Source organism: Telluria sp. BA11, from assembly GCF_056680305.1.
This window is the reverse complement of the sequence record NZ_CM155275.1, coordinates 206,238-231,034: the sequence shown is the minus strand read 5'-3', so window position 1 is coordinate 231,034 and position 24,797 is coordinate 206,238. Positions and strand designations below refer to the sequence as shown.

At 64.8% G+C, this 24,797-nt stretch carries 19 protein-coding genes; 9 read left to right on the top strand and 10 right to left on the bottom strand.

The genetic code is table 11. The annotated features are described in order from the left end of the window. The first annotated feature begins 161 nt into the window (after nt 1–161). The 4 genes from AC1MGT_RS00985 to AC1MGT_RS00970 all read left to right on the top strand — a co-directional run bounded on the left by AC1MGT_RS00985 (nt 162) and on the right by AC1MGT_RS00970 (nt 4,669). A complete protein-coding gene (locus AC1MGT_RS00985) occupies nt 162–1,019 on the top strand; it encodes a hypothetical protein (RefSeq protein WP_499502521.1) in 858 nt (285 codons plus the stop codon). An 86-nt stretch (nt 1,020–1,105) separates the two neighbouring features. Continuing rightward, nucleotides 1,106–2,389 carry a paraquat-inducible protein A gene (locus tag AC1MGT_RS00980; RefSeq protein WP_499502519.1) on the top strand — a complete coding sequence of 428 codons (1,284 nt, stop codon included), beginning with the start codon at nt 1,106–1,108 and terminating at the stop codon, nt 2,387–2,389. Continuing rightward, nucleotides 2,382–4,040, top strand: coding sequence for a PqiB family protein (locus AC1MGT_RS00975; RefSeq protein WP_499502518.1), 1,659 nt, complete (start codon nt 2,382–2,384; stop codon nt 4,038–4,040). The genes AC1MGT_RS00980 and AC1MGT_RS00975 overlap by 8 nt, the downstream gene beginning before the upstream one ends. Further along, a complete protein-coding gene (locus AC1MGT_RS00970) occupies nt 4,037–4,669 on the top strand; it encodes a PqiC family protein (protein ID WP_499502517.1) in 633 nt (210 codons plus the stop codon). The genes AC1MGT_RS00975 and AC1MGT_RS00970 overlap by 4 nt, the downstream gene beginning before the upstream one ends. 41 nt (nt 4,670–4,710) lie before the next feature. On the opposite strand, the gene AC1MGT_RS00965 is transcribed toward AC1MGT_RS00970, so the two are convergent. Beyond that, nucleotides 4,711–5,844 (bottom strand): PQQ-dependent sugar dehydrogenase, encoded by a 1,134-nt coding sequence (locus tag AC1MGT_RS00965; RefSeq protein WP_499502516.1) that lies wholly within the window; start codon nt 5,842–5,844, stop codon nt 4,711–4,713. 624 nt (nt 5,845–6,468) lie between these two features. Between AC1MGT_RS00965 and AC1MGT_RS00960 the strand changes: the two genes are divergently transcribed. Then, nucleotides 6,469–8,091, top strand: coding sequence for a methyl-accepting chemotaxis protein (locus AC1MGT_RS00960; protein WP_499502514.1), 1,623 nt, complete (start codon nt 6,469–6,471; stop codon nt 8,089–8,091). Nucleotides 8,092–8,143: 52 nt separating this feature from the next. Here the strand turns inward: AC1MGT_RS00960 and AC1MGT_RS00955 are convergent, their stop codons facing one another. After that, nucleotides 8,144–9,211, bottom strand: a complete 1,068-nt coding sequence (locus AC1MGT_RS00955; protein ID WP_499502512.1) for an SDR family oxidoreductase — start codon at nt 9,209–9,211, stop codon at nt 8,144–8,146. A 119-nt stretch (nt 9,212–9,330) separates the two neighbouring features. Between AC1MGT_RS00955 and AC1MGT_RS00950 the strand changes: the two genes are divergently transcribed. Then, the gene (locus tag AC1MGT_RS00950; RefSeq protein ID WP_499502511.1) at nt 9,331–9,882 is read left to right on the top strand and encodes a hypothetical protein; all 552 of its coding nucleotides are present in this window, start codon (nt 9,331–9,333) and stop codon (nt 9,880–9,882) included. 54 nt (nt 9,883–9,936) lie between these two features. On the opposite strand, the gene AC1MGT_RS00945 is transcribed toward AC1MGT_RS00950, so the two are convergent. The 5 genes from AC1MGT_RS00945 to AC1MGT_RS00925 form a co-directional block, all read right to left on the bottom strand. Further along, entirely contained in the window at nt 9,937–12,150 is a 2,214-nt protein-coding gene (locus AC1MGT_RS00945) for a TonB-dependent siderophore receptor (protein WP_499502510.1), read from the bottom strand. A 225-nt stretch (nt 12,151–12,375) separates the two neighbouring features. Next, the gene (locus AC1MGT_RS00940) at nt 12,376–12,966 is read right to left on the bottom strand and encodes an SAM-dependent methyltransferase (RefSeq protein WP_499502509.1); all 591 of its coding nucleotides are present in this window, start codon (nt 12,964–12,966) and stop codon (nt 12,376–12,378) included. 30 nt (nt 12,967–12,996) lie between these two features. After that, nucleotides 12,997–14,403, bottom strand: coding sequence for an APC family permease (locus AC1MGT_RS00935; protein ID WP_499502508.1), 1,407 nt, complete (start codon nt 14,401–14,403; stop codon nt 12,997–12,999). A 236-nt stretch (nt 14,404–14,639) separates the two neighbouring features. Further along, nucleotides 14,640–15,731, bottom strand: a complete 1,092-nt coding sequence (locus tag AC1MGT_RS00930) for an alpha/beta fold hydrolase (protein ID WP_499502507.1) — start codon at nt 15,729–15,731, stop codon at nt 14,640–14,642. Nucleotides 15,732–15,877: 146 nt separating this feature from the next. After that, a complete protein-coding gene (locus AC1MGT_RS00925) occupies nt 15,878–17,023 on the bottom strand; it encodes an acetyltransferase domain-containing protein (protein ID WP_499502505.1) in 1,146 nt (381 codons plus the stop codon). Between the two features lie 114 nt (nt 17,024–17,137). Between AC1MGT_RS00925 and AC1MGT_RS00920 the strand changes: the two genes are divergently transcribed. Together AC1MGT_RS00920 and AC1MGT_RS00915 are read left to right on the top strand one after the other, a co-directional pair. Further along, complete coding sequence (locus AC1MGT_RS00920) at nt 17,138–18,088, top strand: 2-hydroxyacid dehydrogenase (RefSeq protein WP_499502503.1); 951 nt, start codon at nt 17,138–17,140, stop codon at nt 18,086–18,088. A gap of 70 nt (nt 18,089–18,158) precedes the next feature. After that, the gene (locus AC1MGT_RS00915; protein WP_482898937.1) at nt 18,159–18,794 is read left to right on the top strand and encodes a class I SAM-dependent rRNA methyltransferase; all 636 of its coding nucleotides are present in this window, start codon (nt 18,159–18,161) and stop codon (nt 18,792–18,794) included. Nucleotides 18,795–18,806: 12 nt separating this feature from the next. Here AC1MGT_RS00915 and AC1MGT_RS00910 read toward each other — a convergent pair whose 3' ends face one another. Beyond that, the gene (locus tag AC1MGT_RS00910) at nt 18,807–19,535 is read right to left on the bottom strand and encodes a siderophore-interacting protein (protein ID WP_499502502.1); all 729 of its coding nucleotides are present in this window, start codon (nt 19,533–19,535) and stop codon (nt 18,807–18,809) included. Nucleotides 19,536–19,572: 37 nt separating this feature from the next. Here AC1MGT_RS00910 and AC1MGT_RS00905 point away from each other — a divergent pair, with 37 nt between their 5' ends. Further along, entirely contained in the window at nt 19,573–20,049 is a 477-nt protein-coding gene (locus AC1MGT_RS00905) for a MarR family winged helix-turn-helix transcriptional regulator (RefSeq protein ID WP_499502501.1), read from the top strand. Between the two features lie 28 nt (nt 20,050–20,077). On the opposite strand, the gene zwf is transcribed toward AC1MGT_RS00905, so the two are convergent. After that, the gene (gene zwf, locus AC1MGT_RS00900; RefSeq protein ID WP_258834341.1) at nt 20,078–21,544 is read right to left on the bottom strand and encodes a glucose-6-phosphate dehydrogenase; all 1,467 of its coding nucleotides are present in this window, start codon (nt 21,542–21,544) and stop codon (nt 20,078–20,080) included. A 163-nt stretch (nt 21,545–21,707) separates the two neighbouring features. Continuing rightward, nucleotides 21,708–24,656, bottom strand: a complete 2,949-nt coding sequence (locus AC1MGT_RS00895) for a TonB-dependent receptor (protein WP_499502500.1) — start codon at nt 24,654–24,656, stop codon at nt 21,708–21,710. Nucleotides 24,657–24,797 lie beyond the last annotated feature (141 nt).

The following is a 24,797-nucleotide window of genomic DNA, read 5'->3' as shown; positions in this document are numbered from 1 at the left end:
AGTATGCAACTTGCATGGCGGGACATTCCCTTGTGGCTTAATGACCACAAAGTCAGTTCAATCGTGTGGGTTGGCAAACTAACATCTTGCGATAATTAATTGTTGCCGCGTCGAGACACAGTCTGGCGGGCACTTCTATCAATTGATTATCCGGAGAACGTATGTCCCGTCCTGCACCACGCACTGCTGCCCCGTCCGTCCACACCACCCTCGTCAGCGCAATCAAGGGCGCAATCCTGCTGGGCGCCGCCGCAGCAGGCATGGCGCAGGCGCAGCAGTCGCCAGCGCTCGATCGCGTCAGCATTTCTGCCGGCGCGTTCTACGCCCAACCTGAAATCCACCTGGGCGGCGACACCCGCTACGGTCGCGTCGACACCCCGGACGAAGAAATCGACGACGTCACGTTGCCACGCGTAAAAGCCGAAGTCCTGATCGGCGACAGCCACGGCATTTCGTTCGATTACTTCCGCTTCGACGAAGGCTATGGCGCCGATTTGAATGGCAACACCGTGTATGAAGGCCGTCCGGTCAGCGGTTCGCTGCGCGCCGACGCCAACCTGCGCATCGAGCTGGCGCGCCTGTCGTACAAGTTCTGGTTCGGCAAGGAAAAGAACGTCTTCGGCGTCGGCCTGGGGGCGGCCCACCTGCGCGCCAAGATTTCCGGTTCCGCGTCGGCCAATGTCAGCGCGAGCGCGCCAGTGGAGAACTATTCGTGGAGCGGTTCGGCGTCGGCCAGCGAAAGCGTCTGGGCCCCGACCGTCGAACTGGCATGGCGCCACGCGCTGAACGACCAGGTCCGCTTCTACGCGGAAGCCTCGGGCGTGAAGAAGAACGGCGGCAACGTCGAAGGCCATATCTACAACGGCGCCGTCGGCGTGGAATACTTCCCGCACAAGAACATCGGCCTGGTCCTCGACTACGGCATCCAGAAAATCGACCTGCATCGCAATGGCGAGCGCACCGCCGACATCGACCTCAAGCTGACCGGCCCATCGGCCTACGTCAAGGTCCGCTTCTGATCGGGACTGCGCTCACGTTGGAACTGCACGTTCAGTTGCTCTCGGTCATAATACCTAGTGTAGAAGCACTGGTGTAAGGGGAGTGGGTGAAAACGGATCAACTGGTCGCGTGTCATGACTGTGGCAGCCTGTATCACTGGCGGCCACTGGCTGCCTGCGAGCGTGCCAGCTGCAACCGCTGCCAGCATGAGTTGTACCGCTGGCATAAGGGCAGCCCGGCGCGCCAGGCCGAGGTGCTCGCTGCGCTGACGCTGGGCGCCGTGTTCGTGTTTTTGCTGGCGCAGTGGTTCCCCATCGTCACGCTGGAGATGGGTGGCATGCTGTCGGGCGCCACGCTGTACCAGGCCGTGGCCGTGCTGTGGGGGGCGGGCGACCAGGTCATCGCGGCCATGGTCTTCTTTTGCGCCATCATCTTCCCCGGCATCGAGCTCGGTTCCCTGTTTTATGTAGCGCTCGGCCTGACCCGGGGCGTGCGCGTTCCCGGTTTCAACCTCGTGCTGCGCACCGTCCAGGGCGCACGCCACTGGGCAATGACCGAGGTGCTGATGATCGGCATCCTGATCACCGTGATCAAGATGACGAGCCTGGCGCGCGTGGAGCCGCATCCGGCCCTGTTTGCCTTTGGCGTGCTGACGATCCTGTGCGCGCTCGTCATGCGCTACGAACCGAGAGCGCTGTGGGCACTGGCCGACCGGCTGGCGCCACTGCGCAAATCCGACCCGGCGCGCCAGACCACCACGCTTCCCGAAGCCGATTCGGTGCTGGTCTCGTGCAGCGCCTGTGGCCTCGTGAATCACACTTGCCCGTCACGCGACGGCACCGATCGCTGCGCCCGCTGCAGCGCGGCCCTGCATCGCCGTATTCCCAACAGCGTCGGCTGGACCTGGGCCATGCTCCTGGCCGCCACGCTGCTGTATATTCCCGCCAATATGCTGCCCGTGATGTACACCCGCTCGATCGGTGGCACGGAGGGCGACACGATCATGAGCGGCGTCGTGCTGTTCTGGAACACCGGGTCGAAGGGCCTGGCCATCATCATCTTCGTGGCCAGCATCGTGGTGCCGGTCTCGAAGCTCGCTGCCCTGGCATGGCTCAACGCCACGGCCCAGGCGCGCTCGCGCACGGCGCCGATGGCGCGCACACGCGCGTATCGCGCCATTGAATTCGTCGGCCGCTGGTCGATGCTGGATATTTTCGTGGTTGCCCTGACCGTCGCGCTGGTGCGCTTCGATGCGCTGGTGGTGATCACGGCCGGACCGGGCGCGATCGCGTTTGGCTGCGTGGTGATCGTGACGATGGTCGCATCCCACCAGTTCGACCCGCGCCTGATCTGGGACCCTATTGAATCGAACGGAGAACCACATGTCTGACCAGGACAGCGCGCACGCACCTGCCAACCCGCCGAGCCCGTCTGAACCACCCGTGGGCCCATCGGCGCCGCTGGCGGCCTCGCCCGCCATCGACCGTCCCAGCCGCTGGCTGCCATCGCTGATCTGGATGATTCCCGTGCTTGCCGCGCTGATTGGCGCCTGGCAGGTGGTCAGCTGGGTCACCAACAAGGGTGCGACCGTCTACGTGTACTTTTCCAGCGGCGAAGGACTCGAGGCGGGCCAGACCAAGGTCAAGTACAAGGACGTCGACATCGGCCGCGTCGTGTCGGTCACGCTGGGCGAAGATGGCAACCGCGTCGTCGCCAAGATCGAGATGGCCAAGGAGGCCGACCGCTTCACCGCCATCGACTCGCGCTTCTGGGTCGTGCGGCCGCAGATCGGCGCCAGCGGCGTCTCGGGCCTGGGGACGCTGTTGTCCGGTCCTTATATCGGCGCGGCGCCCGGCGTGAAGGAAGACACGACCAACAGTTTCACGGGCCTGGAAACGGCGCCGCCGATTCCGATTGGCCTGAAGGGGCGCGAATACAAGCTGCATGCCGAGACACTCGGCTCGGTGGCACCCGGTTCGCCCGTGTATTTCAAGCGCGTGCGCGTGGGCCAGGTGGCGTCGGTGGCGCTGGACAAGGCCGGGCAGGGTATCGACATGTCGGTCTTCGTCGAGCAGCCCTACATCGGCCTCGTGGGTCCGGACACACGCTGGTGGCATGCCAGCGGCGTCGACCTGCGGCTCGATGCGAGCGGCCTGAAACTCAACACCCAATCGCTGGCGGCGCTGGCCACCGGCGGCATCGCCTTCGAATCGGTCGATGGTCGCAAGCCGGTGGCTCCGGCGCCGGTCGGCACGCGTTTCCTGTTGTCCGAAGACCGCAGCGCCGCGCTGCGCCCGCCCGACGGGCCGGCAGTCACCGCCATGCTGTACTTCGACCAGTCGCTGCGCGGGCTGTCGCCGGGCGCCGTCGTCGATTTCCGCGGCGTGGCGCTGGGTGAGGTGCGCGCCGTGGGCATCGAGTTCGATCGCGAACGCCAGAAATTCACGATGCCGATCACGGTCGACCTGTACCCGGGCCGTTTGGGCAAAGGCTTCATGGCGGCGATGGAACGCGAAGACGGTGGCCAGCGCGCCCTGACCGCGATGGTGGGCCGCGGCCTGCGCGCGCAGCTGCGCAACGGCAATCTGCTGACGGGCCAGTTATATATCGCGCTCGACTTCTTCCCCAACGCGCGCAAGGCCACGATCGCCGAGCAGGGCGAGTTCCTGGTATTGCCGACGGTGCCGGGCCAGCTCGATGAGCTGCAAAGCCAGATCTCGCGCATCGCGGGCAAACTCGACAAGATTCCATTCGACGAGATCGGCGTGAACCTGAACCGCACGCTGGTGCAGGCCAACGCGACGCTGGCACGGATCGATGGCAAGGTGCTGCCCGAGATGCAGCAGACGCTCAATGCCGCCAAGGCCACCTTCGCCAGCGCCGAAAGCGTGCTGGCGCAAGATGCGCCGCTGCAGTCCGACCTGCGCAAGGCGCTGCAGTCGGTGACCGACACGATGGCCAAGATCGATGCGCTGGCCGATTACCTCGAACGCAATCCGCAGTCGCTCATTCGCGGCAAACCTCAGGAGAAAAAAGAATGACGCTGTTTATCCAGGCGCGCCGCGCACTGATTGGCGCAGCGCTGGCAGCCCCGCTGCTGCTGGCAGGCTGCTCCAGCACGCCGACCGACCAGTTCTATACGCTCAGCGGCGGCGCCGCCACGGTCGTGCCGCCGGCAACGGCCAGCGCACCGCTGTTTTTTGAAATGCGCCCCGTGACGATTCCCGCGCAGGTGCGGCGTCCGCAACTGATGGTGGCGGGCGAGGCTGGCAAGATCGAGCTGATGGAGCACCATCGCTGGGCCGGTCCGCTGGCCGATGAAATCACCACCGGGCTGTCGCTGGGGATCGCGGCCAATCTGGGGGGGGTGGATGTGTACCGCAACCCGGCGCCGGCCGGCAGCACGCTGTACCGTATCGGCGCGAACATCCAGCGTTTCGAATCGAAGGAGGGCAGCTATGCCCTGATCGACGCGGTCTGGAACGTGCGCAAGGTCGATGGCGGCTCAGTGCAGACCTGCCGCAGCGTGTTCCAGGAAAACGTGGGACCGGGTTACGAGGCACTGGTGGCCGGGCACCGGGCCGCGCTGGCCAAGCTGGCTGCAGCAATCTCGGCCGGCGTGCGCAGCCAGGTTGCCGGCGGCACGCTGGCCTGCGTGAACAACCCATAGCGCAACAGCGGGCAGGCCCGCGTCACGCAGTGGCTGCGGGCTTACTTTTTCGGTGTCAGCATCAGGAGCTTGCCGCGCGGACCGTCCTCCAGCAGCCATACTGCGCCGTCCGGCCCGGTGCGAACGGCGCGGATGCGTTCGCCCATGTCCCAATGGTCCACCTTCTTCGCGTTCTCGCCGTCGAGCGCGATGCGGTCCAGCGACTTGCCCGAGAGGCCGGTGATGAAGAGGGAATTTTTCCACTTCGGGAACAGGTCCGCGTCGTAGTAGGCAAGGCCCCCTGGTGAGATGGCCGGATCCCAGGACACTTTCGGGGCTTCGAAGCCGTCGCCAGGCTTGTGGTCAGGAATGTCCCGGCCGTCATAGTGGCTGCCATTCGATGCTTTCGGCCAGCCATAGTTAAGGCCTGGCTTGATCAGGTTGATCTCGTCGCCATGGCGCGGTCCCATCTCCATTTCCCACAAGCGCCCCTGCCGGTCGAAGGCCACGCCCAGCAGATTGCGGTGACCATACGACCAGACGGCTGGGTTGAACCCCTTTGCCGCGAGCGGGTTGCCAGATGCTGGCGTGCCGTCGAGGTTCAGGCGCAGCACCTTGCCGAGCGTCGACTTGGGGTCTTGCGCCGGGTCGAACAGCTGGCGGTCGCCACTGGTAAAGAACAGGTACTTGCCATCCGGCGAGAAGCCAATACGGCCCGAATCGTGCCCGCCCGTCGACGCATCCTGGCCGCGGAAAATGACCTTGGTATCCTTGAGTGCGCCGCCTGCCTCATCCAGTGTCGCAGTCGCGAGCATCACCCGGGTGTCGGCGCCGCTACCCGCTTCGGAGTAGCTGAAGTAGAGCATTTTGCTGGCCGCGAAGTCGGGAGCGGGGACGATGTCCATGAGCGCGCCCTGGCCCTTGCTGCTGACGGTGGGTGTGCCGGACACTGTCCGCTTGTTACCGGTGGCAGGATCGAACAGGATCATCGTCCCTTCCTTCTGCGTTACCAGCACGTTGCCGTCAGGCAGAAATGCCATCGCCCAAGGATTGTTGAAGGTGCCGACCGGCTTGACGTCGAAAGGCAGGCCGCCGGGCGCGGTTGCGCTGGCCTGCGCGTTTGCGGCCGCCGGGGCGGCGAACGCGAGCAGGGTGAGCGAGAAAGTGGTGGCAAGGCCGAGCATGCTTGAATTCATGTTTTCCAGATCTCCATTCGCGGAATGATGCCAGGTTGTTGAGGTGGTGCACGCCCGTCGCCCACGCGCGCGAAGTAAGCGCCGGCGCCGTTGGTGCAAAGGGGCGACAGGAAGTGTAGAGCAAAACGCCCATTGCAGACGCTGCGCTGGTCGCGGCCGAATCCTTCTGTGCCCTGGGCGAGCGGCCCGCGGTCGGCGCTCAAACGCTGCGTTGGGAAAAATGACAAGGTGCTACGGGCATCCCTCGGTGGCCATGCCATCAGCCTGCATTGGCGCCGTTGAAGATGCGAGATGACGCCATGCGGTGCAGTCGATTTATATGTTGTTTCATGGCAACGATCTATTCTTTATGTGCAGCGCATGGCATTCTGCCGAGAAATTTTGCTTACACTGAAGCCTGTAATGACGCAGTGATGAGTTGAACATGTCAGCGTGCGTTGGTACCGCTTCGCTCATGACGCCCTGTCAAGAATATATCGGGTCGACCTGCTGCGTTCCATGCTCTGATAAACCGATATGCGAGGCAACGTCGTTCTGTCGTTGTCAGTCAAACCGCATCCGGCTTCAGTGCACATGGCTATCGCACTGTCGACATCAACGAGCAAAAACCCTTCCGAGGCAAACATGAACGCATTCAAGAACTTGAGAATCGGCACCCAACTCATACTGGGGTTTGGCCTGGTCACTGCAGTGATGTTGTTACTCGGTTCATTCGCCATCTTTGGCCTGACAACAATTCACACCGCATCGCAGAAGCTGCATCGCGTCAATCAGGAGCACCTCAAGCCACTGTACATCGCCCGCGAAGCACTGGCGCAGACCGGGCTGGCAGCGCGCAATGCCTACGTCTTCACCAGCGACGCGCAGGCCAGGAACGAGCTCGACCTGGTCGACCAGCAAAAGAAGGTATATCTCGCCGCGCTCGAGGGCATGACGCCGGCGTTTGCCGGCGACTCCCAGTTCGACAAGGTGCGCACAGGATTGCTGGCGATGGCCACTGCACTGGAAAAACCACGCAAGTTCCGTGAAGCGGGCCAGATGGAAGCATTTGGAAAATTCCTGGTCGAGGAGTGCAGCCCGCTACGACAGCAGATCGTGAAAGACATCGCGGTACTGGTCGCCAACGCCGAGCGCGAGGTGGCTGACGCCGACGCATCGGCCGAACAGGCTGAAGCTGCCGCTCGTAACTGGGTGATCGGTCTGACCCTGACTGCGTTCGTGTTCAGCGTCGTGATATCGACCGCCATTAAGCGCCTGCTCCTTAAGCAGCTCGGTGGCGAGCCTGCTTATACCGCCCAGATTGCCAACCTGATTGCCTCGGGCGACCTCGCCACGAACGTAGATGTTCGCAGCGGTGACAGCACGAGCCTGCTGTTCTCGGTAAAAACCATGCGCGACAGCCTCGCGTCGATCGTCGGCAAGGTGCGCCATGGAACCGATGCGATTGCGAGTGCCTCGTCCGAAATCGCCGAGGGCAGCTGCGATCTGGCCTCACGCACCGAGGTACAGGCCTCTTCACTGGAACGCATTGCATCTGCCATGGAAGAGCTGACCACGACCGTCCAGCAAAACGCGAACAATGCAAGGCAGGCCAACACGTTCGCGCAGTCTGCGTCTTCGGTCTCGCAGGAAGGCGGCGCCGTCATGCTTCAGGTGACGGACACGATGGCGTCGATCAATACGTCATCCAAGCGCATCGTCGACATCATTTCGGTCATCGACGGCATCGCCTTCCAGACGAATATCCTGGCGCTCAACGCCGCCGTGGAAGCAGCCCGCGCAGGCGAACAAGGGCGAGGGTTTGCCGTCGTGGCCAGCGAAGTACGCAACCTGGCGCAGCGTTCGGCGAGCGCCGCCAAGGAAATCAAGGTCCTGATCGAAGACTCGGTTGGTAAAGTGGACACGGGTTCTGAACTGGTCCAGCGTGCAGGCAGCACCATGCAGACCCTGATGGAGAGCGTGCAACGCGTGACCGAAATCATGGGCGACATTTCGATTGCCAGCGCCGAGCAGAGTGTCGGCCTGGGCGAAGTGAGCAACGCAATCGGCGAAATGGATGGCATGACCCAGCAGAACACCGCGCTCGTTGAAGAAGCCTCGGCCGCCTCGCAGGAACTGCAGGCGCAGGCATCAGGCCTGGCCAGCCTGGTGGGCCAGTTCCGGCTTTCCAGCGCCGGTAGCGACACGGGCCGGCAAGAGCGGCCCGCGCGTGCTGCTGCGCCGCTGCGTCTTGCCGCTGTCGCCTGAACATGGCATCAAGGTGCGGCCGTGACAGCACGGGCCGCACCTGCCTAGTGGATTATGGGATCAGACGTTCTGCGCGCAGGCGTTCAAACAGGTCGAAGAACGACGCGTCGGTCGCCTGATAGGCCGTGAAGCCAAGGCGGCGGCTGTTGCTCATGTCCGTCATGACTTCAAGCGGCCGGCCCAGATCGAGGTCGGTATGCCAGGCCGAGGCCAGGCGATCCAGATCGGCTTCCACCAGGCCGTGGCGCGCCGCGATGTCACGCCACACCGGCGCATCGTTTGCCATCGCCGCTTCGAGTGGTTGCACCGTGCCATTGAAACCGGCCGCCTCGACGCCGAAGAACGCGGCCAGTTTTGGCCACAACCAGCTCCAGCGGAACACGTCGCCATTGACGATATTGAAGGCCTCGTTGCGCGACGCGTCGGTATCGGCGGCCCAGACCAGCTGCTTGGCCAGCATCCGGGCATCGGTCACATCGGACATGCCATTCCACTGCGCGGCTGACCCGGGGAACTGGAACGGGCGGCCCGTCTCCTTGCAGATTGTCGCGTACACGGCCAGCGTGGTGCCCAGGTTCATCGCATTGCCGACGGCCAGGCCGATGACGGTGTGCGGCCGGTGGATGGTCCAGGTGAAGCGGTCGCGCTCGGCCGCCGCATAGACCTCGTCTTCCTGCGCATAATAGAAATTCTCGAGCGGCAGGCGCGGCTGCGATTCGCGCAGCGGCGTGTCGGGCAGCGTGCCCGAACTGGCGTACGCTTCGAACGGCCCCAGGTAATGCTTCAGGCCCGTGACCAGGGCGACATGGCGCACGCTCTTGTGCGACGACAGTGCATCCAGCAGGTTGCGCACGAGCGCAGCGTTGACGCGGATGTTCTCGGCTTCGGTATCCTGGCGCATCCAGGTCGTGATGAAGACGTGGGTCGGGGCAACGTCCTTCAACGCAGCGCCGAGCGCGGCAGGGTCGAGCAGGTCGGCGGCGATGTGGCGCACCTGCGGCAGATCGCGCGGTGCGCGGCGCGACAGGCCTACGACATCCCAGCCTTGCGCCAGCAATTCGCGGGCAGCGTGGTTGCCGCCAATACCGGTGACACCAACGACGAGTGCAGTTCGTTTCATGTGTGACTCCTGATTTGACAATTGTCGTTCATTTTACTGCGCACGATTGATGTGCGTACTGGCGGGCTGCGCCGTACTCGGTAGAGTTGACTTCCTTTCCTCTCAGAAATAGTCCACCCATGACCACGTATCGTAGGTCCTTACCCCGCAAGTTCGCCGCCATTCCCACGCTGGTCGTGCCGATCCTGCTGATGGTGCTGGCCGGTTGCGCGTCGTCGACCGCAAACCGGATCGGGACAGCAGCGACCATGCCACTGACCGACCTGAACGTCGCGCAAGAGGATATTCCAGCCATTTTGCTGGCCGCCCGGGAACATCCGTACCAGGTACCGGTCAGCCAGAACTGCGTGGCGATCTCGCTGGAAATCCGCGAGCTCGATGAGGTGCTCGGCGCCGACCTCGACGCGCCGGTGTCGCCTGCCGATCCGTCCGTGATGCGCCGCGCCTCGTCACTGGTCCAGGACCAGGCGGTGGGCGCACTGCAGCGCACGGCCGAGGGATTGATCCCGTTTCGCAGCTGGGTGCGCAAACTGAGCGGGGCAGAACGCCATTCGAAGCAGGTCTCGGCCTGCATCGCAGCAGGCTCGGTGCGGCGCGCTTTCCTGAAAGGGTTCGCCGCCTCGGAACATTGCGCCTGGCTCAATGCGGTCGGGGCCATGGCCACACGCTGACGGCGTCAGGTTCATGGCCAGGCCCACGACAGAGGGCTTTGCCGCGTCACCCCATCAGAAGCGGTAGCGCAGCGTCAGCGATGTGTTGCGCGGTGCGCCGTACGTGAACTGGTTGTAGGCGGCGAACATTGCGAACGTTTTCTTGTCGGTCGCATTGTTGACGTTCAGCTGAGCCGACAACTGCTTGTTGAACTCATAGCGCGCCATCAGGTTGACCAGCGCGTAGGATTCCTGTTCCATGCGGCCGTCGATTCCCGGGGCGACGGTGCCGTCGATCGTGTAGGTGCTCCCTTCCCAGTTCACGCCGCCGCCGACGGTCAGCTTGTTCCACTGGCCAGGCAGGCGATAGCTGGCAAATGCGCGCAGCGTTTTGCGTGGATAGATCGAGTTGAAGTCGACGCCCGTTGCATCCTTGGCGCGGAAGATCGCGTAGCCGATGCTGGCGTTCAGGCCCGAGACGATCTCGCCCGACACATCCAGCTCGATCCCCTTGCTGGTGGCGCCCTGGGCGGCGCGGTAATAGCTTTCTTCGAGCAGCGGGCCGGCCGCACCATCGCGGTCGATGCGGCCGGCGGCCTGGCCCAGGTTGTCCTGCTTCAGATGGAACACGGCCAGTGAGGCGTTGACGCGGCGGTCGAAGAACTCGCCCTTGATGCCGGCTTCGTTGGCCTTGCCTTCGATCGGGTCCAGCAGGTTGCCCGCCAGGTCCCTCAGGTTTTGCGGCTCGAAGATGCTCGTGTGGCTGGCATACAGCGAGTAGGTGTCGTTCAGGTCGAACACAAGGCCGGCGTAGGGCGTGATCTCGTTGTCGTAATTGAGCGAGTACGGGTCTTGCCATTGGCCGCCGCCTTGCTTTTCGTAGTTGGTCACGCGCGCGCCGATGATTGCCTTGAGATCGTTGGTGACCGAGAAGCGCGCCATGCCGTACAGGCCTTGCTGCTTCGTTGCGCTGGTCTCGTAGCGGGCCTGCTGGCCCCAGACCGGGGCGGGGTATGACGCCGGATTCCAGTTGTTGAAATCGCGGACGGCTGGTGCAGCACCGTCAGGTTCGCCCGCGAAGCTTGCCAGGCGGTTGTTCGAGTGGAAGTCGGTCTTGGCATGCAGGTAGCCGAACGCGGCTTCATGCTGGCGTCCGAACGCCGAGAAGGGGCCGCTGGCGTGCGCGCCAAGATCTTTCTGCTTCGTCTGGATGACGTAGGAGCCGGCAAATGCCCCCAGGCCAGAACCCGTCACGCGATCCGGCACGCCCGACAGGTACAGCAGGTGCGAGTCGCCGTCGCGGGTGGCATCGGTGTAGGTCAGGCGCAGGTTCCAGCCGTTGGCAAAGCGGTGTTCGTAATCGGCGAAGAAATTGTCGTACTGGTTTTCATAGCCGGTCCACGGGGTGCCGGTGGTTTTTGAGCGGTCCCAGTCGATGATCGCGCCATCGCTGTAGCGGTATGGCAGGCCGCCCCACATCGAGCCGCGCGGGTTCATTTTCTGGCGCGAGAAACCGGTCGAGAAGGTGCCGTCGCGGCCGATGTCGGCTTCGACGGTGGCGTAGATGGTGCGATCCTTGTTTTCGAGGTACTGCACCCAGCTGTCGCCGGCGCTGTACTCGGCCACGGCGCGGCCACGGATGCTGCCCGACGCGTTCAAAGGCGTCGAGACATCGGCCATGATGCGGCGCTTGTCCCAGCGGCCGACGGTGGCCTCGATCGTGCCGTCCAGCTTCTTGCTGAAGGCACGCTTGCGCACCAGGTTCAGGGCGGCCGATGGCGTGCCGGCGCCGGTCATCAGGCCGGTGGCGCCGCGCACGACTTCGACGCGGTCGTACAGGGCCAGGCTGCCCAGCACTTCGCCGGCGCTCCAGGCGGCGTCCCAGGTGGTCGGGATGTTGTCGATTTGCAGATTGGTGACTTCGAAACCGCGGGCCGTGAAACTCGCACGGTGGGTTTCGTACTGGTTGACCGAGACGCCGGTGACGTTGTTGGCGACGTCGGTGATGGTGAGCAGACCCTGGTCTTCGATGCGCTGCTGCGTGATGACCGAGACCGATTGCGGTGTGTCGCGCAGCGACATGTCCAGTGGCGTGGCGGTGCGGGTGCGGCCGATCGTGTACGAGCCGACCGCGTCGCCCAGCTTCTGCGCCTGCACTTGCACCTGCGGCATCGACGTGGTGCCCGCGTCGGTGGACTGGGCCTGGGCAACGAACGGGAGCGCGAGGCTCACGCACAGCGTCAGTGTTTTCACGTGAAGACGCCCGGTAGGGCAGACCAGCTTATCCATCTGTTTATCCTGTTGTTCGTGGTTGGGACACAAGACCGGTACCCGGTTTTGGTGGACGGGTGTGGTCAGATCGCCAAAAGATGGGAATGATAACCATTCTCATCTAAGAGTGTCAACTTGTTAATGGGAAATATAATGAGTTCGCCCGGCATGGTGCCGGGCGACTGTTCATCAGGCTGGAGAATGATGGGTGACCGCGTTGGATATCGCAGCGGCCGTGCTGGTTCAAGCCACCGCGCGCTTGTTCGCCTCGGTCACCGTCCAGTAGTAAATGGTTCGACCATCGACCTCGACCGTTTTTTCGGCAGGCCATTCGGCGCCCATATCGAAGGCATGCGAGACCACGCGCGTGCCGACCTTCAGTTGCTTCCACAATTGCGGGCGCAGCTTCGCGTTGATGTTGGGCAGCAGGTACAGCGTTACGACAGTGGCAGTCGAGAAATCCGTCTTGAACAGGTCGCCGACACGAAATTTGGCGCGGTCGGACACCCCCGCCTTTTTCGCGTTTTCGATTGCCTCGGCGATGCGGACCGGATCGATGTCGATGCCGGTGCCACGTGCACCTCGCGCTTTTGCGGCCGTCACGACGATGCGTCCGTCGCCGCAGCCAAGGTCGAACAGCGTGTCGTTCTTGCCGACCCTGGCCAGGTCGAGCATCTTGTCGACGACTTGCTGCGGCGTCGGCACGTACGGGACATCGAGGCGGGGCATGGCGGCCGTGATCTGGGCCAGTACGCGCCCGAACGGCAGCATCATCAGGCCGGTGGCGGCAGAGGCGGACAGCAGGATCGTACGACGGCGGGGGTGCGGGGTCATCGGAGCATCTCCTTCGGGCAGGTGGGTTGGTCAGGTAGCCGGCCGATCGTGCCGCGAACGCAATACGAGCAGCAGCAGGGCGCCGCAGGCCAGCACTGCGACACCGATCCATGCCGCATTCAGGCCGCCGAGCGACTGGCTGTACACGTACGACAGGCTGGACCAGAGCATATAAGCGCAACTGGCGCAGAACAGCAGCGGCAGTACCGGATACAGAGGGACCCTGAACGGACGTGGCATCTGCGGCTCGCGCCGGCGCAGCACGAACAGCGACAGGCCGGTGAGCAGGAAGAACAGCCAGAACACGGGCGCCGTGAATTCGACCATGGCCTTGAACCCGCTGCCCAGCGCGGCGCCCAAACCGACCAGCGCCAGCGCGGCGATGCATTGCACCGCCATGGCCACGGTCGGCGTGCCGCGTTCGTGATCCCAGGTTGCGAGGCGGCCGAGCTTGTTCCAGTCCAGCCCCACGGCATAACTGGTGCGGGCGCCGACGATCATCGTGGCGTTGATCGAGGTGAGGGCCGAAACCGCGACGAGCACCGCCATGATCTTCTCGCCGGGCGCGCCGAACACGGTCTTCATGACATCGGCCGCCACGGCCTGGGATGCGGCCATGCCTTCCAGGCCCAGCACGGCCCAGTAGGCCCACGTCACCAGCAGATACAGGACGGTGATGACCACGATGCCCAGCGTCAGCGCGAGCACCATATTGCGCGGGCCGCCGCGCAGTTCGGCGCTGATGTAGGCGGCCTCGTTCCAGCCGCCATAGGTCAGCAGCACAAAGACCATTGCCATGCCGAGCGCGGCGACTTCTGGCACTGCAGCAGAAGCTGCGGCAGCGCTGCGCGCCGGCGCCGGATCGGCAAACAGGGCGGCCGCGCCGACGATCACGAGCAGGCCCAGGATCTCGGTGATGGTCAGGAGGGTCTGGGCGCCGGCGCCGGTGCGGATACCACGCAGGTTCAGCAGCGACAAGCCGGCGATGACCGCCACCGCGTACGCCGTGCTGCCCCAGTCGCCAGGCAGGAACGTGAGGGGCACTGCCTGCTGCATGTAGTCGCCGAACACGAAGGCAAGCAGCGCGATCGAGCCGGTCGTGATGACGGAGAAGCGGGCCCAGCCAAACAGAAAGGCGACCGGGCGGCCGAATGCGCGCTGCAGGTAGTGGTAGTCGCCGCCAGCGTGCGGGTAGGTGGTCGTCAACTCGGCATAGCAGAGCGCACCGATCAGCGACAGGACGCCGCCCAGCACCCACAATGTGAACATCTGCGTGGCGCCGCCGCTGAGACTGGCGACCAGGGATGGCGCCTTGAAAATGCCGGCGCCGATGACCACGCCGACGATGACGGCCACCGCTTCACGCAGGCCGATCGTCGGCCGGGGACGGGTGCCGGCACGTGATGAAACAACGCATTCAGCTTCGATGGCATCCATGGTGGATATGTCAGGAAGTTGCCCGGCGGCTCAGGGCGCGCCTTGCGTGGTTGGTCGTATCCAGTGCTGCCGACAGGCGGCTGCGCACCCGCTGTTCATCAAATAATAGTGGACGGCGACTGGACGGCGGCGCGCGATTGCCAAGCGGAACGTGGCGCTTCAACCTGGATGGACTTGCCTGACGGGGATGGGGGCAACAGGGGATCAGCGGCGCAGGCTGCGCCGCTGATCATTGCTCAACCGTTCGACGCGGGCGCGCCGAGCCAGTCGAAGATGGTGGGCCACAGCGTCGCATGCGCGTTGCGCCCGGCGAGCACGCCGACGTGTTGCAGGTTCACGCCGATGTCGCCGTGGTATTGCAGCACCTGCTTGCGCGCGCTCGAGGTCGCCTCGTGGAATGGCACCATCGCGGCCGGCGGAATCACCTTGCTGCGAAAATCGACGACGCTGATCAATGGCGAGCGCAGGTCGGCCGGGCCGATCGTGCGGCCGTTGATGACGAGCCGGCCGCCCATGAAGTCATCGTTGCGGTAGAGCGACTCGACGATGTCGACGAACAGCTTGCCGGGCAAGGGGAATTCGTCATGGCTCCAGCGCTCGACCTGCATGTGCGTGGCCAGCGCTTTGGGGTCGAACAGCGACAGCCAGCGGTCGGTCGCGCGCTCCCAGCCGAAGGCCTGCGGCTCGGCCATCGCACTCATCAGGTTGAGGAAGGCGCCCGGCACGTGACGGAAGGTGTCGGCAATCTGGCGCGCATCGGGCGTGGCCTTGACCAGCGGCGCGAAGCACGAGGCGCCGTGCCCGAAGCCCAGCGGCGATTCGAGCAGCACGGTGGCCGTCACGTGCTCGGGATGCATGGCGCTGTAAATCGCGGCGAGGATGCCGCCGAGCGAGTGGCCCACCACTGTCAGGCTGGCTTCGCCGCTATCGGCCTGGATGGCGCGCTGGCAGCTCGACAGCATGCGGTCGCCATAGTCGGCCAGGCCGACGGCCGGGTCGCCGTCGGGCATCGGCAGCCATTCGGCCAGGTAGACGCGGTAGCCGCGCTCCTGCCAGCGCTGTACGACGCTGATGTCGGGCGCCAGGTCCCAGATATAGGCGCGCTTGATCGGCGCCGGCACCAACAAAACGGCCGGCCCGCCGGCGGCGGCAGGTTCGTAGCGGCGCAGTTGCAGGCCTGTCTCGGCCAGGATGACCGAAAACGGCGTTTCCTGCGGGCCGTGACCGGCCTGCTCGAGTTGCCGGCCACGCTCCTGGCGGCTGCGGTCCATATTTCTGAGGGCTTGTACCTGCTGCGGCCCCAGGGTAGTCCAGTTGCTGGCGTACATGGCGATCCCATCGAAGTGGCGACCATGGCACTTTACCTGCTCTGGCGATCTGCGCCAATCGCGGCGTGCAGGAATCGCCCTGGGGTTTGCGCTCGCTACCACCCGGGCCGCGACGGCAATGACCACACCGACATTGCAGCCGGTGGCTACAGGTACTTGACCCAGGCCTTGCCGCTCTCGCGCTTGTAGCGGCCAAACCGCTGCGTTGGCCAGTACAGCAGCAGCGCCAGCAAGACCGAGCCGAGCCATACCTGCCAGACATGCCCGACATCGACGCGCGGCATATCCAGCACGAACGCGGCCACGCGCTGCGCCACCAGCAACAGATACAGGTGCGCGATATAAAAGAACAGCGGCGCGCCACCGAAGACGGCCGCGACCCGTACCCAGCCGGCGTCGATGCGCTCGATCCAGGCCAGCACCAGCAGGCCCACGCCGAGCGTGAGCAGCAGAAAGTCCAGTGATGGCGGGTACTTCGTGAAATTCAGCCACGACATCGCGCTGCGCAGCAGCGTCTCGTGCGGCGCCCACGGCAGCGGCTCGCCATACACGTTCCAGGTGCGCAGCAGCGCGAGCAGCAGCAGGCTGGCCGCGCCGGCCACCATTAGCCAGCGCCGGCGCTGCGCAACGGGCATGCTGCGCGCATACAGCGGGCCGCAGGCGTAACCGAGCAGGATCACGCCGATCCACGCCAGCAGCGGATAGCTGATGCGCACCCGCACCGGATCGTGCATCAGGTTGCCGCGCTGTTCGAGGATCGTCCAGGCGCTCGCGGCCCAGGTGTCCGGCGCGAACGCCACGCCGGCCAGCCCATTGTGGCCGGCCACGATCGCCGCGCCGATGGCCGCCAGCAGCAGCAGGGGCAGACGGTGCAGCAGGGCCAGCGCCAGCATCGACAGGCCGATCGCCCACATCACCTGCAGATACACGGTGTGTGGCGTGAAGGTGCCGGTCCAGGCGAAGTTGATGACGACGATTTCGAGCAGGATCAGGAACGCGCCGCGTTTGGCCAGAAACCCCGTCGCGCTGCGCGGACCGCTCGCCGGATTGGCGTACAGCCAGGCCGACAGGCCGGTCAGGAACACGAACATCGGCGCGCAGAAGTGCGCGGCCAGGCGTGAAAAGAACAAGGCCGGGTCGGTGGTCGCGACATCCATCGGGTCGCTGACCTGGTGCTGCAGATAGAAGGTTTCGCGGACGTGATCGAGCGTCATGATCAGCATGACGAGACCGCGCACGACGTCGATCGACGCGATACGCTGGCTTGGCGGATTGACTGGGAGACTGTGCACGGCGGCGTTCATGCAGTGGCAAAGCCCGGCATTCTACCCTGCGCCGCGCCCGGCAAGCCGCGCCTCTGGCATACTCGGCCCATCTTCCACGGCGAAACGGCAGGGTGTTGAACGATGAAACCGAGCATTCTCGTATTGGGCAGCGTCTGGTCGGACGACGTGCGCGAACAGGTAACGCAAGCCTTCGACTGTCACTTCATGAAGGCGATCCCGCAGGCCGGCGACGCCGCATTCGACGCGGTCGCCGGCAGCATCCGCGGCGTGCTCACCACCGGCACGGTTGGTGTTACGCCAGCGCTGGCGGCGCAGCTGCCGCGTCTGGAAATCGTGACGGTGCACGGCGTGGGCGTCGATGCCGTGCCGCTGTCGCTGCTGGCCGGGAAGGGCATTCACGTGACCAACACGCCCGACGTGCTGACCGACGACGTGGCCGATTTCGCCGTGTTGCTGCTGCTGTCGACGGTGCGCCGCCTGCCAGTGCTCGATCGCTACGTGCGCGCCGGCGACTGGCTGGCCAAGGCGCCCCTGGGGCACGTGCAGGCACGCGCACTGAAGGGCAAGGTCGCCGGCATCGTCGGGTTCGGGCGCATCGGCCAGGCGGTCGCCGCGCGCCTTGAGGGCTTCGGGCTGCAGATCCGTTACTACCAGCGCAGCCCCGGGCCGGCGCCCGCGCAGCGCAGTGCGACGCTTCTCGCGCTGGCACAGGAGAGCGACATGCTCGTGCTGTGCATGCCGGGCGGCGCCGACACGCAGGGCATGATCGACCGCGAGATCCTCGAGGCGCTGGGCCCGGAAGGCACCCTGATCAACATCGCGCGCGGTACCGTGGTCGATGAAGCGGCGCTGGTGGCAGCGCTGCAGGATGGCCGGCTGGGCGCTGCGGGCCTGGACGTGTTCGAGAACGAACCGCAGGTGCCGGAGGCGCTGCTGGCGCTGGACAATGTCGTGCTCACGCCGCACGTGGGCAGCTTCACGGTCGAAGCGCGGCGCGCGATGGGCGCGCTGGCGGTGGCCAATCTGCGGGCACACTTCGCCGGCGAGCCGCTGCCAACCCCGGTGGACTGAGGTCGTTATTCAAGGGCGGTAATGGGGCGCGATTGCTGTATCATCCCCGTCCTGCAAACGAAAGTCACACATGCTCATCATCACCATCAAGCAGGGCAAGGAAAAAGCCCTGCTCGCCGGCGACCCGTGGATCTACCTGTCGGCCGTCGAAAAAGTCGACGGCAAGGGCCACGAACGCAACAAGCCGGGCATCACCGCCATCGTGCAAACGTCGACGCGCCAGTTCATCGGCCGCGCCGCCTACAACGCCAAGTCGCAGATCGTCGGGCGCATGTGGTCGTTGCGCGAAGACGAACCGGTCGATCACGCGATGATCAAGCGTCGGGTCCAGGCCGCAATCGACAAGCGCGCCGCGGCTTTGCGCATTGCCGATCCGCAGGCGCTGATTGGCTTGATCGATGGTGAAAAGGACGGCTTGCCGGGCCTGCAGGTGCATCAGTATGGTGGTGCAGACGGTTACCTGATCTGCCAGTTCAACGCTGCCGGTGTCGACATGTGGAAGGTGCCGGTCGTGCAGGCGCTATTGAAGGCCACCGGTTGCCGCAACGTCTACGAACGCAGCGACCCGCTCGTGCGCCAGGGCGAAGGCCTGCTGAATACCCCGGGCGCACTGGCCGGCGACGAGCCGCCCGACCGCCTGATGGTGCGTGATGGCAAACGCCTGGTGCCGATGGATATCGCCACCGGGTTCACCTATCCGCGCTGAGCGGCTGCCCTGTCAGTCCAGGCGCTCGTGATGGTCGGCCACGCCGCGCTTCCAGTAGGCCGATACTTTGGCGGCCTGGCGTGGCATGCCCGTCTCGACCAGCACCTGGCGCACACGCGCCATCAGCGCCGCTTCGCCGCCACCCCAGGCCAGCCCGGCGCCCGGCTGCAACGGCAACGCCTTCAGCACCTGCAACAGCGCATCGTCGCTGTCGACCCAGTGGATGCGGGCATCGGTGCGGGTAGCAAACGCGCGGCGGTCCGCGGCGCCCACCAGCAGCACCGCGTCGACGCGGGCGTCTGCCGGCAATTCTTCGAGCCGGCGCGTCACGGCCGGCAGGGCGCTGTCGTCGCCGATCAGCAGATGCCAGTCCATCGCCAGCGGCAGGATCATCGAGCCGCGCGGCCCGCCGATGATCGCGCGCTGACCGATGGTCGCATTGCGCGCCCACTCGGCCGCGCCGCCATGGCCGTGCAGCGCAAATTCAATGTCGATTTCGCGGGCGTCGGTGTCGACCCGGCGCGGTGTGTAGTCGCGTCGTACCTGTTCGCCACTGGCATCGTTGAACATGAACTTGACGTGGTCGTCGAACGACAGCGACGTGAAGTCCGCCAGCGCCTCGCCCTGGAAGGTGATGCTGGCAAAGCCGGGGCTGACGCGGTTGATGCGCGCCACGGTGACCTCGCGCAGTTTCAGGTCGTGGCGCACGCGTTCGATCGTGGGGATGCGGTTTTCACTCATGCTACACTCCATCAATTAGTTGATAACGTCCACCATTATGCAAAAAGAAGTTGATAGAGTCAACCAAAAAGGCGGCGAAGATCCGCTCGAGATCATGCACGCGATCGTGCACCTGTATCGTTCGCAGCAGATGCGCGGCCTGCGCGCTGGTGTGCAGTCAGGTTCGCACGAGCTGGCGCACATGGAAATCAAGGTGTTGCGGTTCTTTGGCCGTCATCCCGGCGCGACGCAGAGCGACCTGGTCGCGCACTCGGGCCGCGACAAGGCGCAGGTTGCGCGCCTGATCAAGGGCTTGCGCGATGCGGGGATGCTCGATGCGACAGCCGACGAAGCCGACCGGCGCAGTACACGGCTGACATTGAGCAGTGCAGGGCAGGCGGTGTCTGAGGAACTGCGCCGGCAAAGCGGCGCATTGGGAAAGATTGCCCTGGCAGGGCTGGACGGGGCCGAGCAGGCCCAGTTGATGGCGTTGCTGGCGCGCGTACGCGCCAATCTGGAAGCCGGCGCGGCCTGAGGCCGCGCCGGCAGGTCGGTCGAGTCGCTTACTCGACCCAGCCGAAGCCGTCGCGCGCCAGCAGCGCGAACGATTCCGGCGGCCCCCACGAACCGGCCGCATACGCATGCGGCTTTTCGCCCAAGGTCTCCCAGCCGTTGATGATCGGCTCGACCCATTCCCACGCCGCCTCGAGTTCATCGCGGCGCATGAAGTGCGTCAGGCGACCGCGCACGACGTCGATCAAAAGACGCTCGTAGGCTTCGGCGCGGCGCTGCGCGAATGCCGACTGCAGATCGAGGTTCAGTGCGACCTGCTGCATCAGCATGCCGCTGCCCGGCTGCTTGGCGAAGATCTGCAGCTTGATCGCTTCTTCGGGCTGCAGCTCGATGACGAGGCGATTGGCCACGCCGCCCGGCGTTTCGGGGAACAGCGGGAACGGCGGATTGGCGAATTCGATGACGATTTTCGACGAGCGGCGCGCCATGCGCTTGCCGGTGCGCAGATAGAACGGCACCTTCGACCAGCGCCAGGTATCGATGTGGGCGCGCAGGGCGACGAAGGTCTCGGTGTGGCTGTCGGCCGGCACGTTGCTTTCTTCGTGATAGCCCTTGGCTTCCTGGTTGCCGCTCACGCCACGCGAATACTGGCCGCGCACGGTGTCACGTGCAATGTCGGCCAGACCCATGCGGCGCAGCGAGCGCAGCACCTTGAGCTTTTCGTCGCGCACGGCGTCGGGCGACAGCGAGGTTGGCGGCTCCATCGCCACGATGCACAGCAGCTGCATAAGGTGGTTCTGCACCATGTCGCGCATCGCGCCGGCGCTGTCGTAGAAGCCCGCGCGGCTGCCCACGCCGACTTCCTCGGCCACCGTGATCTGCACGCTGGCGATGTTCGGCGCGCGCCACAGCGGTTCCAGGATCGAGTTCCCGAAGCGCAGCACCATCAGGTTCTGCACGGTCTCTTTGCCCAGGTAGTGGTCGATGCGGTAGATCTGGGATTCGGCGAAATGCTTGCCGACCGCCTCGTTGATCTCGACGGCCGAGGCCAGGTCGCGGCCCAGCGGTTTCTCGAGCACGACTCGCGCGTTGGCGTCGACCAGACCGGTGGCGGCGAGCTTGTCGCAGATCATCGTGAACAGCGATGGCGCGGTGGCGAGATAGAACACGCGCTGGGCGCCGTCGCGCGAGACGTCGCGCAGCGTGTCGAAGACCGGCGCCTCAGCGACGTCGACCTTCACGTAGACCAGCAGGTCCAGGAAACCGGCCCAGCTTTTCTCGTTGAAGTTGTCGCCGCTGATGAACGAGCGCGAATGCTCTTCGATGAAGGCGAGATAGGCCGCGCGGTCATAGTCCTGGCGGCCGGTCGACAGGATGCGGGTCGATGCCGGCAGGTTGCCGTGCAGGTAGGCCATGTACAGGGCGGGCAGCAGCTTGCGCATGGCAAGGTCGCCCATCCCGCCGAAGATGGTCATGTCGAGGGGGAGGCCGTTGTCAATCTCGGTCGAGGTGCTCATGGGTCTTTCGCTGGCAGGTTGGAGAAAATCGCGTGCGTCGCGGGCCGTAGATTGTAGCGTACCTGAGGCCAGGCGGACGCCCGGCGTGCCGCCGGGGCATGCCGGACGCGGACGAAAAAAAGCCCGCGCAAGCGCGGGCCCAAGGACGCAAGGACGCGTTCGGTCAGAACTTGTAACGCAGCCCGAACAGATATTCGCGGCCCGTGACGTTGTTGACGACGACGCTGTTGCGCGCCCGGCTGATGAACTGGTCGCTCTCTTCGTTGGTCAGGTTGACGCCTTCGAGCGTGAACTCGAGCTTGTCGTTGACCTTGTACGAGAACGACAGGTCGACGTTGAGCGTTTCATTCTTGCCTTCGACGTCGTTGTTGTTCTGGCCCGGCACGCGGGTCACGAAGCCCGAGCGCTGGGCGGCCGAGACACGCGCGCTGAACTTGCCGTCGTCATAGAACAGCGTGGCGTTCCATGCCTTCGGCGACAGGTTCAGCAGATCGTCCGTGATGCGCGCGTCGCTGGTCGGCGAGACCAGGTATTCGATCTTCGACGAGACCCGGGTGTAGTTCAGCAGCGTGCCGAAGTTCTTGCCCCAGCCAGGCAGGAACGTGAACGGCTGCTGGTAGTTGATCTCGAAGCCTTTCAGCTTGCCGCCGTCGGTATTGACCGGGGTGGTCAGCGCAAACACTTCTTCCCCCGTGAAGTTCGCCGGCAGCAGCGACAGCGGCAGGCCCGAATCGCGGAACGCCACGTTGGTACGCAGGCTCTGGATGTAGGTGTCGATGTTCTTCTGGAACAGGCCCACGCCGACGAACGCCTTGTTCTTGAAGTAGTACTCGAAGCTGGTGTCGAAGGTCTTGGCGCGGAACGGCTTGAGGAACGGGTTGCCCGTGTTGATCGACAGGTTGCCCGTGGTCGCGATGCTGCCGCCCGGCGACAGGAACCCCAGTTGCGGCCGTGTCATGACCTTCGCGGCGCCGACGCGCACGATGAATTCGTCGGTGATGTTCGCGGCCAGGTTGAACGATGGCAGCGTGTCCTTGTAGTCGTGGTCGACCGTGACCGCGGTGCCACCGCCGGCGGCCTGGTAGCCGGTCGTCGACAGGTCGGTCTTCACGTGGCGCACGCCGACGTTGCCGCGCACCGGGATGTTCCACAGGTCGTAGCGGAACTCGCCCATCAGGTACAGGCCGTCGCTCTTTTCGGTGACCGAGCGGTTGTTACCGCGCGCATTGCCGTTCTCGATCGACGACAGCCGGAAGTCGCCCGGGCCGCCTGCAGGACCGCTCTTGATGCAGTTGCAGTAGATGTCGTAGGCAGCGGCGATCGCCTGCAGGTTCGGCACAACCCAGCCGGTCGGATTCCCGGCTGGCAGGCCCAGGTTGCTGCCAAAGCCGGTCAGGTTGGACGTCAGGCCGGTGGCGCCTGCGGGCGGTGCGAAGATCGTGTCGTTCTGGTTCACGCGCCGGAACTCGTAGGTGTCCGAGCTGTACTTCTTGCTGTTGACGCCACCCTTGATCGTGAAGATGTCACTGGCTTCCCACGCCAGGTCGAACTGGCCGACGTTGTTGACGTTGTCGGTGCCTTGCGGACGGGTGCGGATCTCGCTGGTCGTGGTGTTGGGTACCGTCGACGGCTGGGTACCGCTGGCCACCTGCGGTACGCCGACGAGGCCCAGACGGTTGCCCATCGGGTCGAACGGATAGCCGATGACCGGGCGGCGGTCGTCGTTGCGGAAGTCGAGCGTGTAGCCGTCGACGTTCAGCGCGTCGAGCGTGACCGTGGTCTGCACCGGATTGCGGAACTTCGAATTGGCGCGGCCATAGCGGGCGCTCATGCTCAGCGTGTCGGTGATCTTGTGTTCGAGCGTCAGCGTCGGCTGCGTGAAGGTGGTCTTCAGTTCGTCGAAGCGCTGCTCGGAGCGGATGTCGACGCCATTGTATTTGCCGTACAGAAGAGAGCCGTTCGGCGCGTACTCGGCCTGCACGACGCTCATTTGCGGCTTGCCGCCCTGGCTGGCGCTGCGGCTGAACGAGGTCGCTTCCAGGAAGTCTTCCTGGCGCGTGGCGTCGAGCTTCGAGTACAGCATGTCGAACGTGAGCAGCGTGCCGCGCTGCGGGCGCCATTGCACCGATGCGGTCAGGCCCAGGCGATCCTGGTCGTGGGTCAGGCGGCCATAGCGTGGCAGGCGCGGATGGAAGTCGTCCGGGCTGCTGGCGGCGTTGTAGGCGGCCTGGTTTTCCGGGGTGTTCGGCAGACGCGCGACGCCCTGTGCGGCCGGGCCGCAGGTGGTCGCGGTGGAGTTTGCCGGGTTGGCGGCGGCAGCGCCTTGCGGTGCGCACCAGCCGCCGGACGACGGGCCGTTATCCCAGCGCACGGTGCTGAAACCGTCTTCCAGCACACGGCGTTTCGAGAATGCGCCCGAGACCAGCACGCCGACCTTGCGGTCGAAGAACGTGTCCGAAATCATGAAGGCCGCGCGCGGATCGGTCTTCTCCGAGCCGTCGTTGTACTTGCCCTTGAGGGCGACCGTGGCGTTGAAGCCTTTCAGGTCGAACGGGCGCAGCGTCTGCAGGTCGACGGTGGCGCCAAGCGAGCCTTCGTCGACGTCGGCCGAGGAGCTCTTGCGCACCGTCAGGGCGCTGAACAGTTCAGACGCAAACACGTTGAAGTCGAAGCCGCGGCCACGGTTGGTGCCGCCCGAGCTGTCGGTGCCGCCGGTGGTGGCCAGGCCCTCGATGCCGTTGATGCGCACGCGGGTGAAGTCCTGGCCCAGACCGCGCACCGTGATCGAACGGCCTTCACCTGCATCGCGGTCGATGACGACGCCCGGCACGCGCTGCAGCGATTCGGCCAGGTTCGTGTCAGGGAACTTGCCCATGTCTTCCGACTTGATGACGTCGACGATGCCGTTTTCCTGGCGCTTGGCGTTCAGGGCACTTTCGAGCGAGGCGCGCAGGCCCGTGACGACCACCGTTTGCGCTGCGCCTGTGCCCGTTGGTGACGCGGCCACTTCCTGCGCGAAGGCGGGGCCCAGCGACATGGCCGATACCGAGGCTGTGCCGAGCAGGCACAGGGTGAGTTTGCGCAGCGATGCGCGGTGCGGGTGTTGGTTCATGCTGTCTCCATGCGTTTTTATCGGGGTGGACATCGGTTGGTCCACCGGCGCTGCATTGTTTAATCTGGTCAGGCCAGTTTTTGAATTCTATGTCACAACTGGCAATTTTGGTCAGGCCAATTGAAAAATATTTTTCATCTG

What these genes read in the sequence shown, in the direction of transcription:
- AC1MGT_RS00970 (WP_499502517.1), top strand. Translation starts at nt 4,037, where the DNA reads ATGACGCTGTTTATCCAGGCGCGCCGCGCACTGATTGGCGCAGCGCTG.
- AC1MGT_RS00910 (WP_499502502.1), bottom strand. Translation starts at nt 19,535, where the DNA reads ATGAGTGAAAACCGCATCCCCACGATCGAACGCGTGCGCCACGACCTG.
- AC1MGT_RS00955 (WP_499502512.1), bottom strand. Translation starts at nt 9,211, where the DNA reads ATGAAACGAACTGCACTCGTCGTTGGTGTCACCGGTATTGGCGGCAAC.
- AC1MGT_RS00975 (WP_499502518.1), top strand. Translation starts at nt 2,382, where the DNA reads ATGTCTGACCAGGACAGCGCGCACGCACCTGCCAACCCGCCGAGCCCG.
- AC1MGT_RS00950 (WP_499502511.1), top strand. Translation starts at nt 9,331, where the DNA reads ATGACCACGTATCGTAGGTCCTTACCCCGCAAGTTCGCCGCCATTCCC.
- AC1MGT_RS00935 (WP_499502508.1), bottom strand. Translation starts at nt 14,403, where the DNA reads ATGGATGCCATCGAAGCTGAATGCGTTGTTTCATCACGTGCCGGCACC.
- AC1MGT_RS00940 (WP_499502509.1), bottom strand. Translation starts at nt 12,966, where the DNA reads ATGACCCCGCACCCCCGCCGTCGTACGATCCTGCTGTCCGCCTCTGCC.
- AC1MGT_RS00915 (WP_482898937.1), top strand. Translation starts at nt 18,159, where the DNA reads ATGCTCATCATCACCATCAAGCAGGGCAAGGAAAAAGCCCTGCTCGCC.
- AC1MGT_RS00895 (WP_499502500.1), bottom strand. Translation starts at nt 24,656, where the DNA reads ATGAACCAACACCCGCACCGCGCATCGCTGCGCAAACTCACCCTGTGC.
- AC1MGT_RS00960 (WP_499502514.1), top strand. Translation starts at nt 6,469, where the DNA reads ATGAACGCATTCAAGAACTTGAGAATCGGCACCCAACTCATACTGGGG.
- AC1MGT_RS00945 (WP_499502510.1), bottom strand. Translation starts at nt 12,150, where the DNA reads ATGGATAAGCTGGTCTGCCCTACCGGGCGTCTTCACGTGAAAACACTG.
- AC1MGT_RS00920 (WP_499502503.1), top strand. Translation starts at nt 17,138, where the DNA reads ATGAAACCGAGCATTCTCGTATTGGGCAGCGTCTGGTCGGACGACGTG.
- AC1MGT_RS00965 (WP_499502516.1), bottom strand. Translation starts at nt 5,844, where the DNA reads ATGAATTCAAGCATGCTCGGCCTTGCCACCACTTTCTCGCTCACCCTG.
- zwf (WP_258834341.1), bottom strand. Translation starts at nt 21,544, where the DNA reads ATGAGCACCTCGACCGAGATTGACAACGGCCTCCCCCTCGACATGACC.
- AC1MGT_RS00930 (WP_499502507.1), bottom strand. Translation starts at nt 15,731, where the DNA reads ATGTACGCCAGCAACTGGACTACCCTGGGGCCGCAGCAGGTACAAGCC.
- AC1MGT_RS00905 (WP_499502501.1), top strand. Translation starts at nt 19,573, where the DNA reads ATGCAAAAAGAAGTTGATAGAGTCAACCAAAAAGGCGGCGAAGATCCG.
- AC1MGT_RS00985 (WP_499502521.1), top strand. Translation starts at nt 162, where the DNA reads ATGTCCCGTCCTGCACCACGCACTGCTGCCCCGTCCGTCCACACCACC.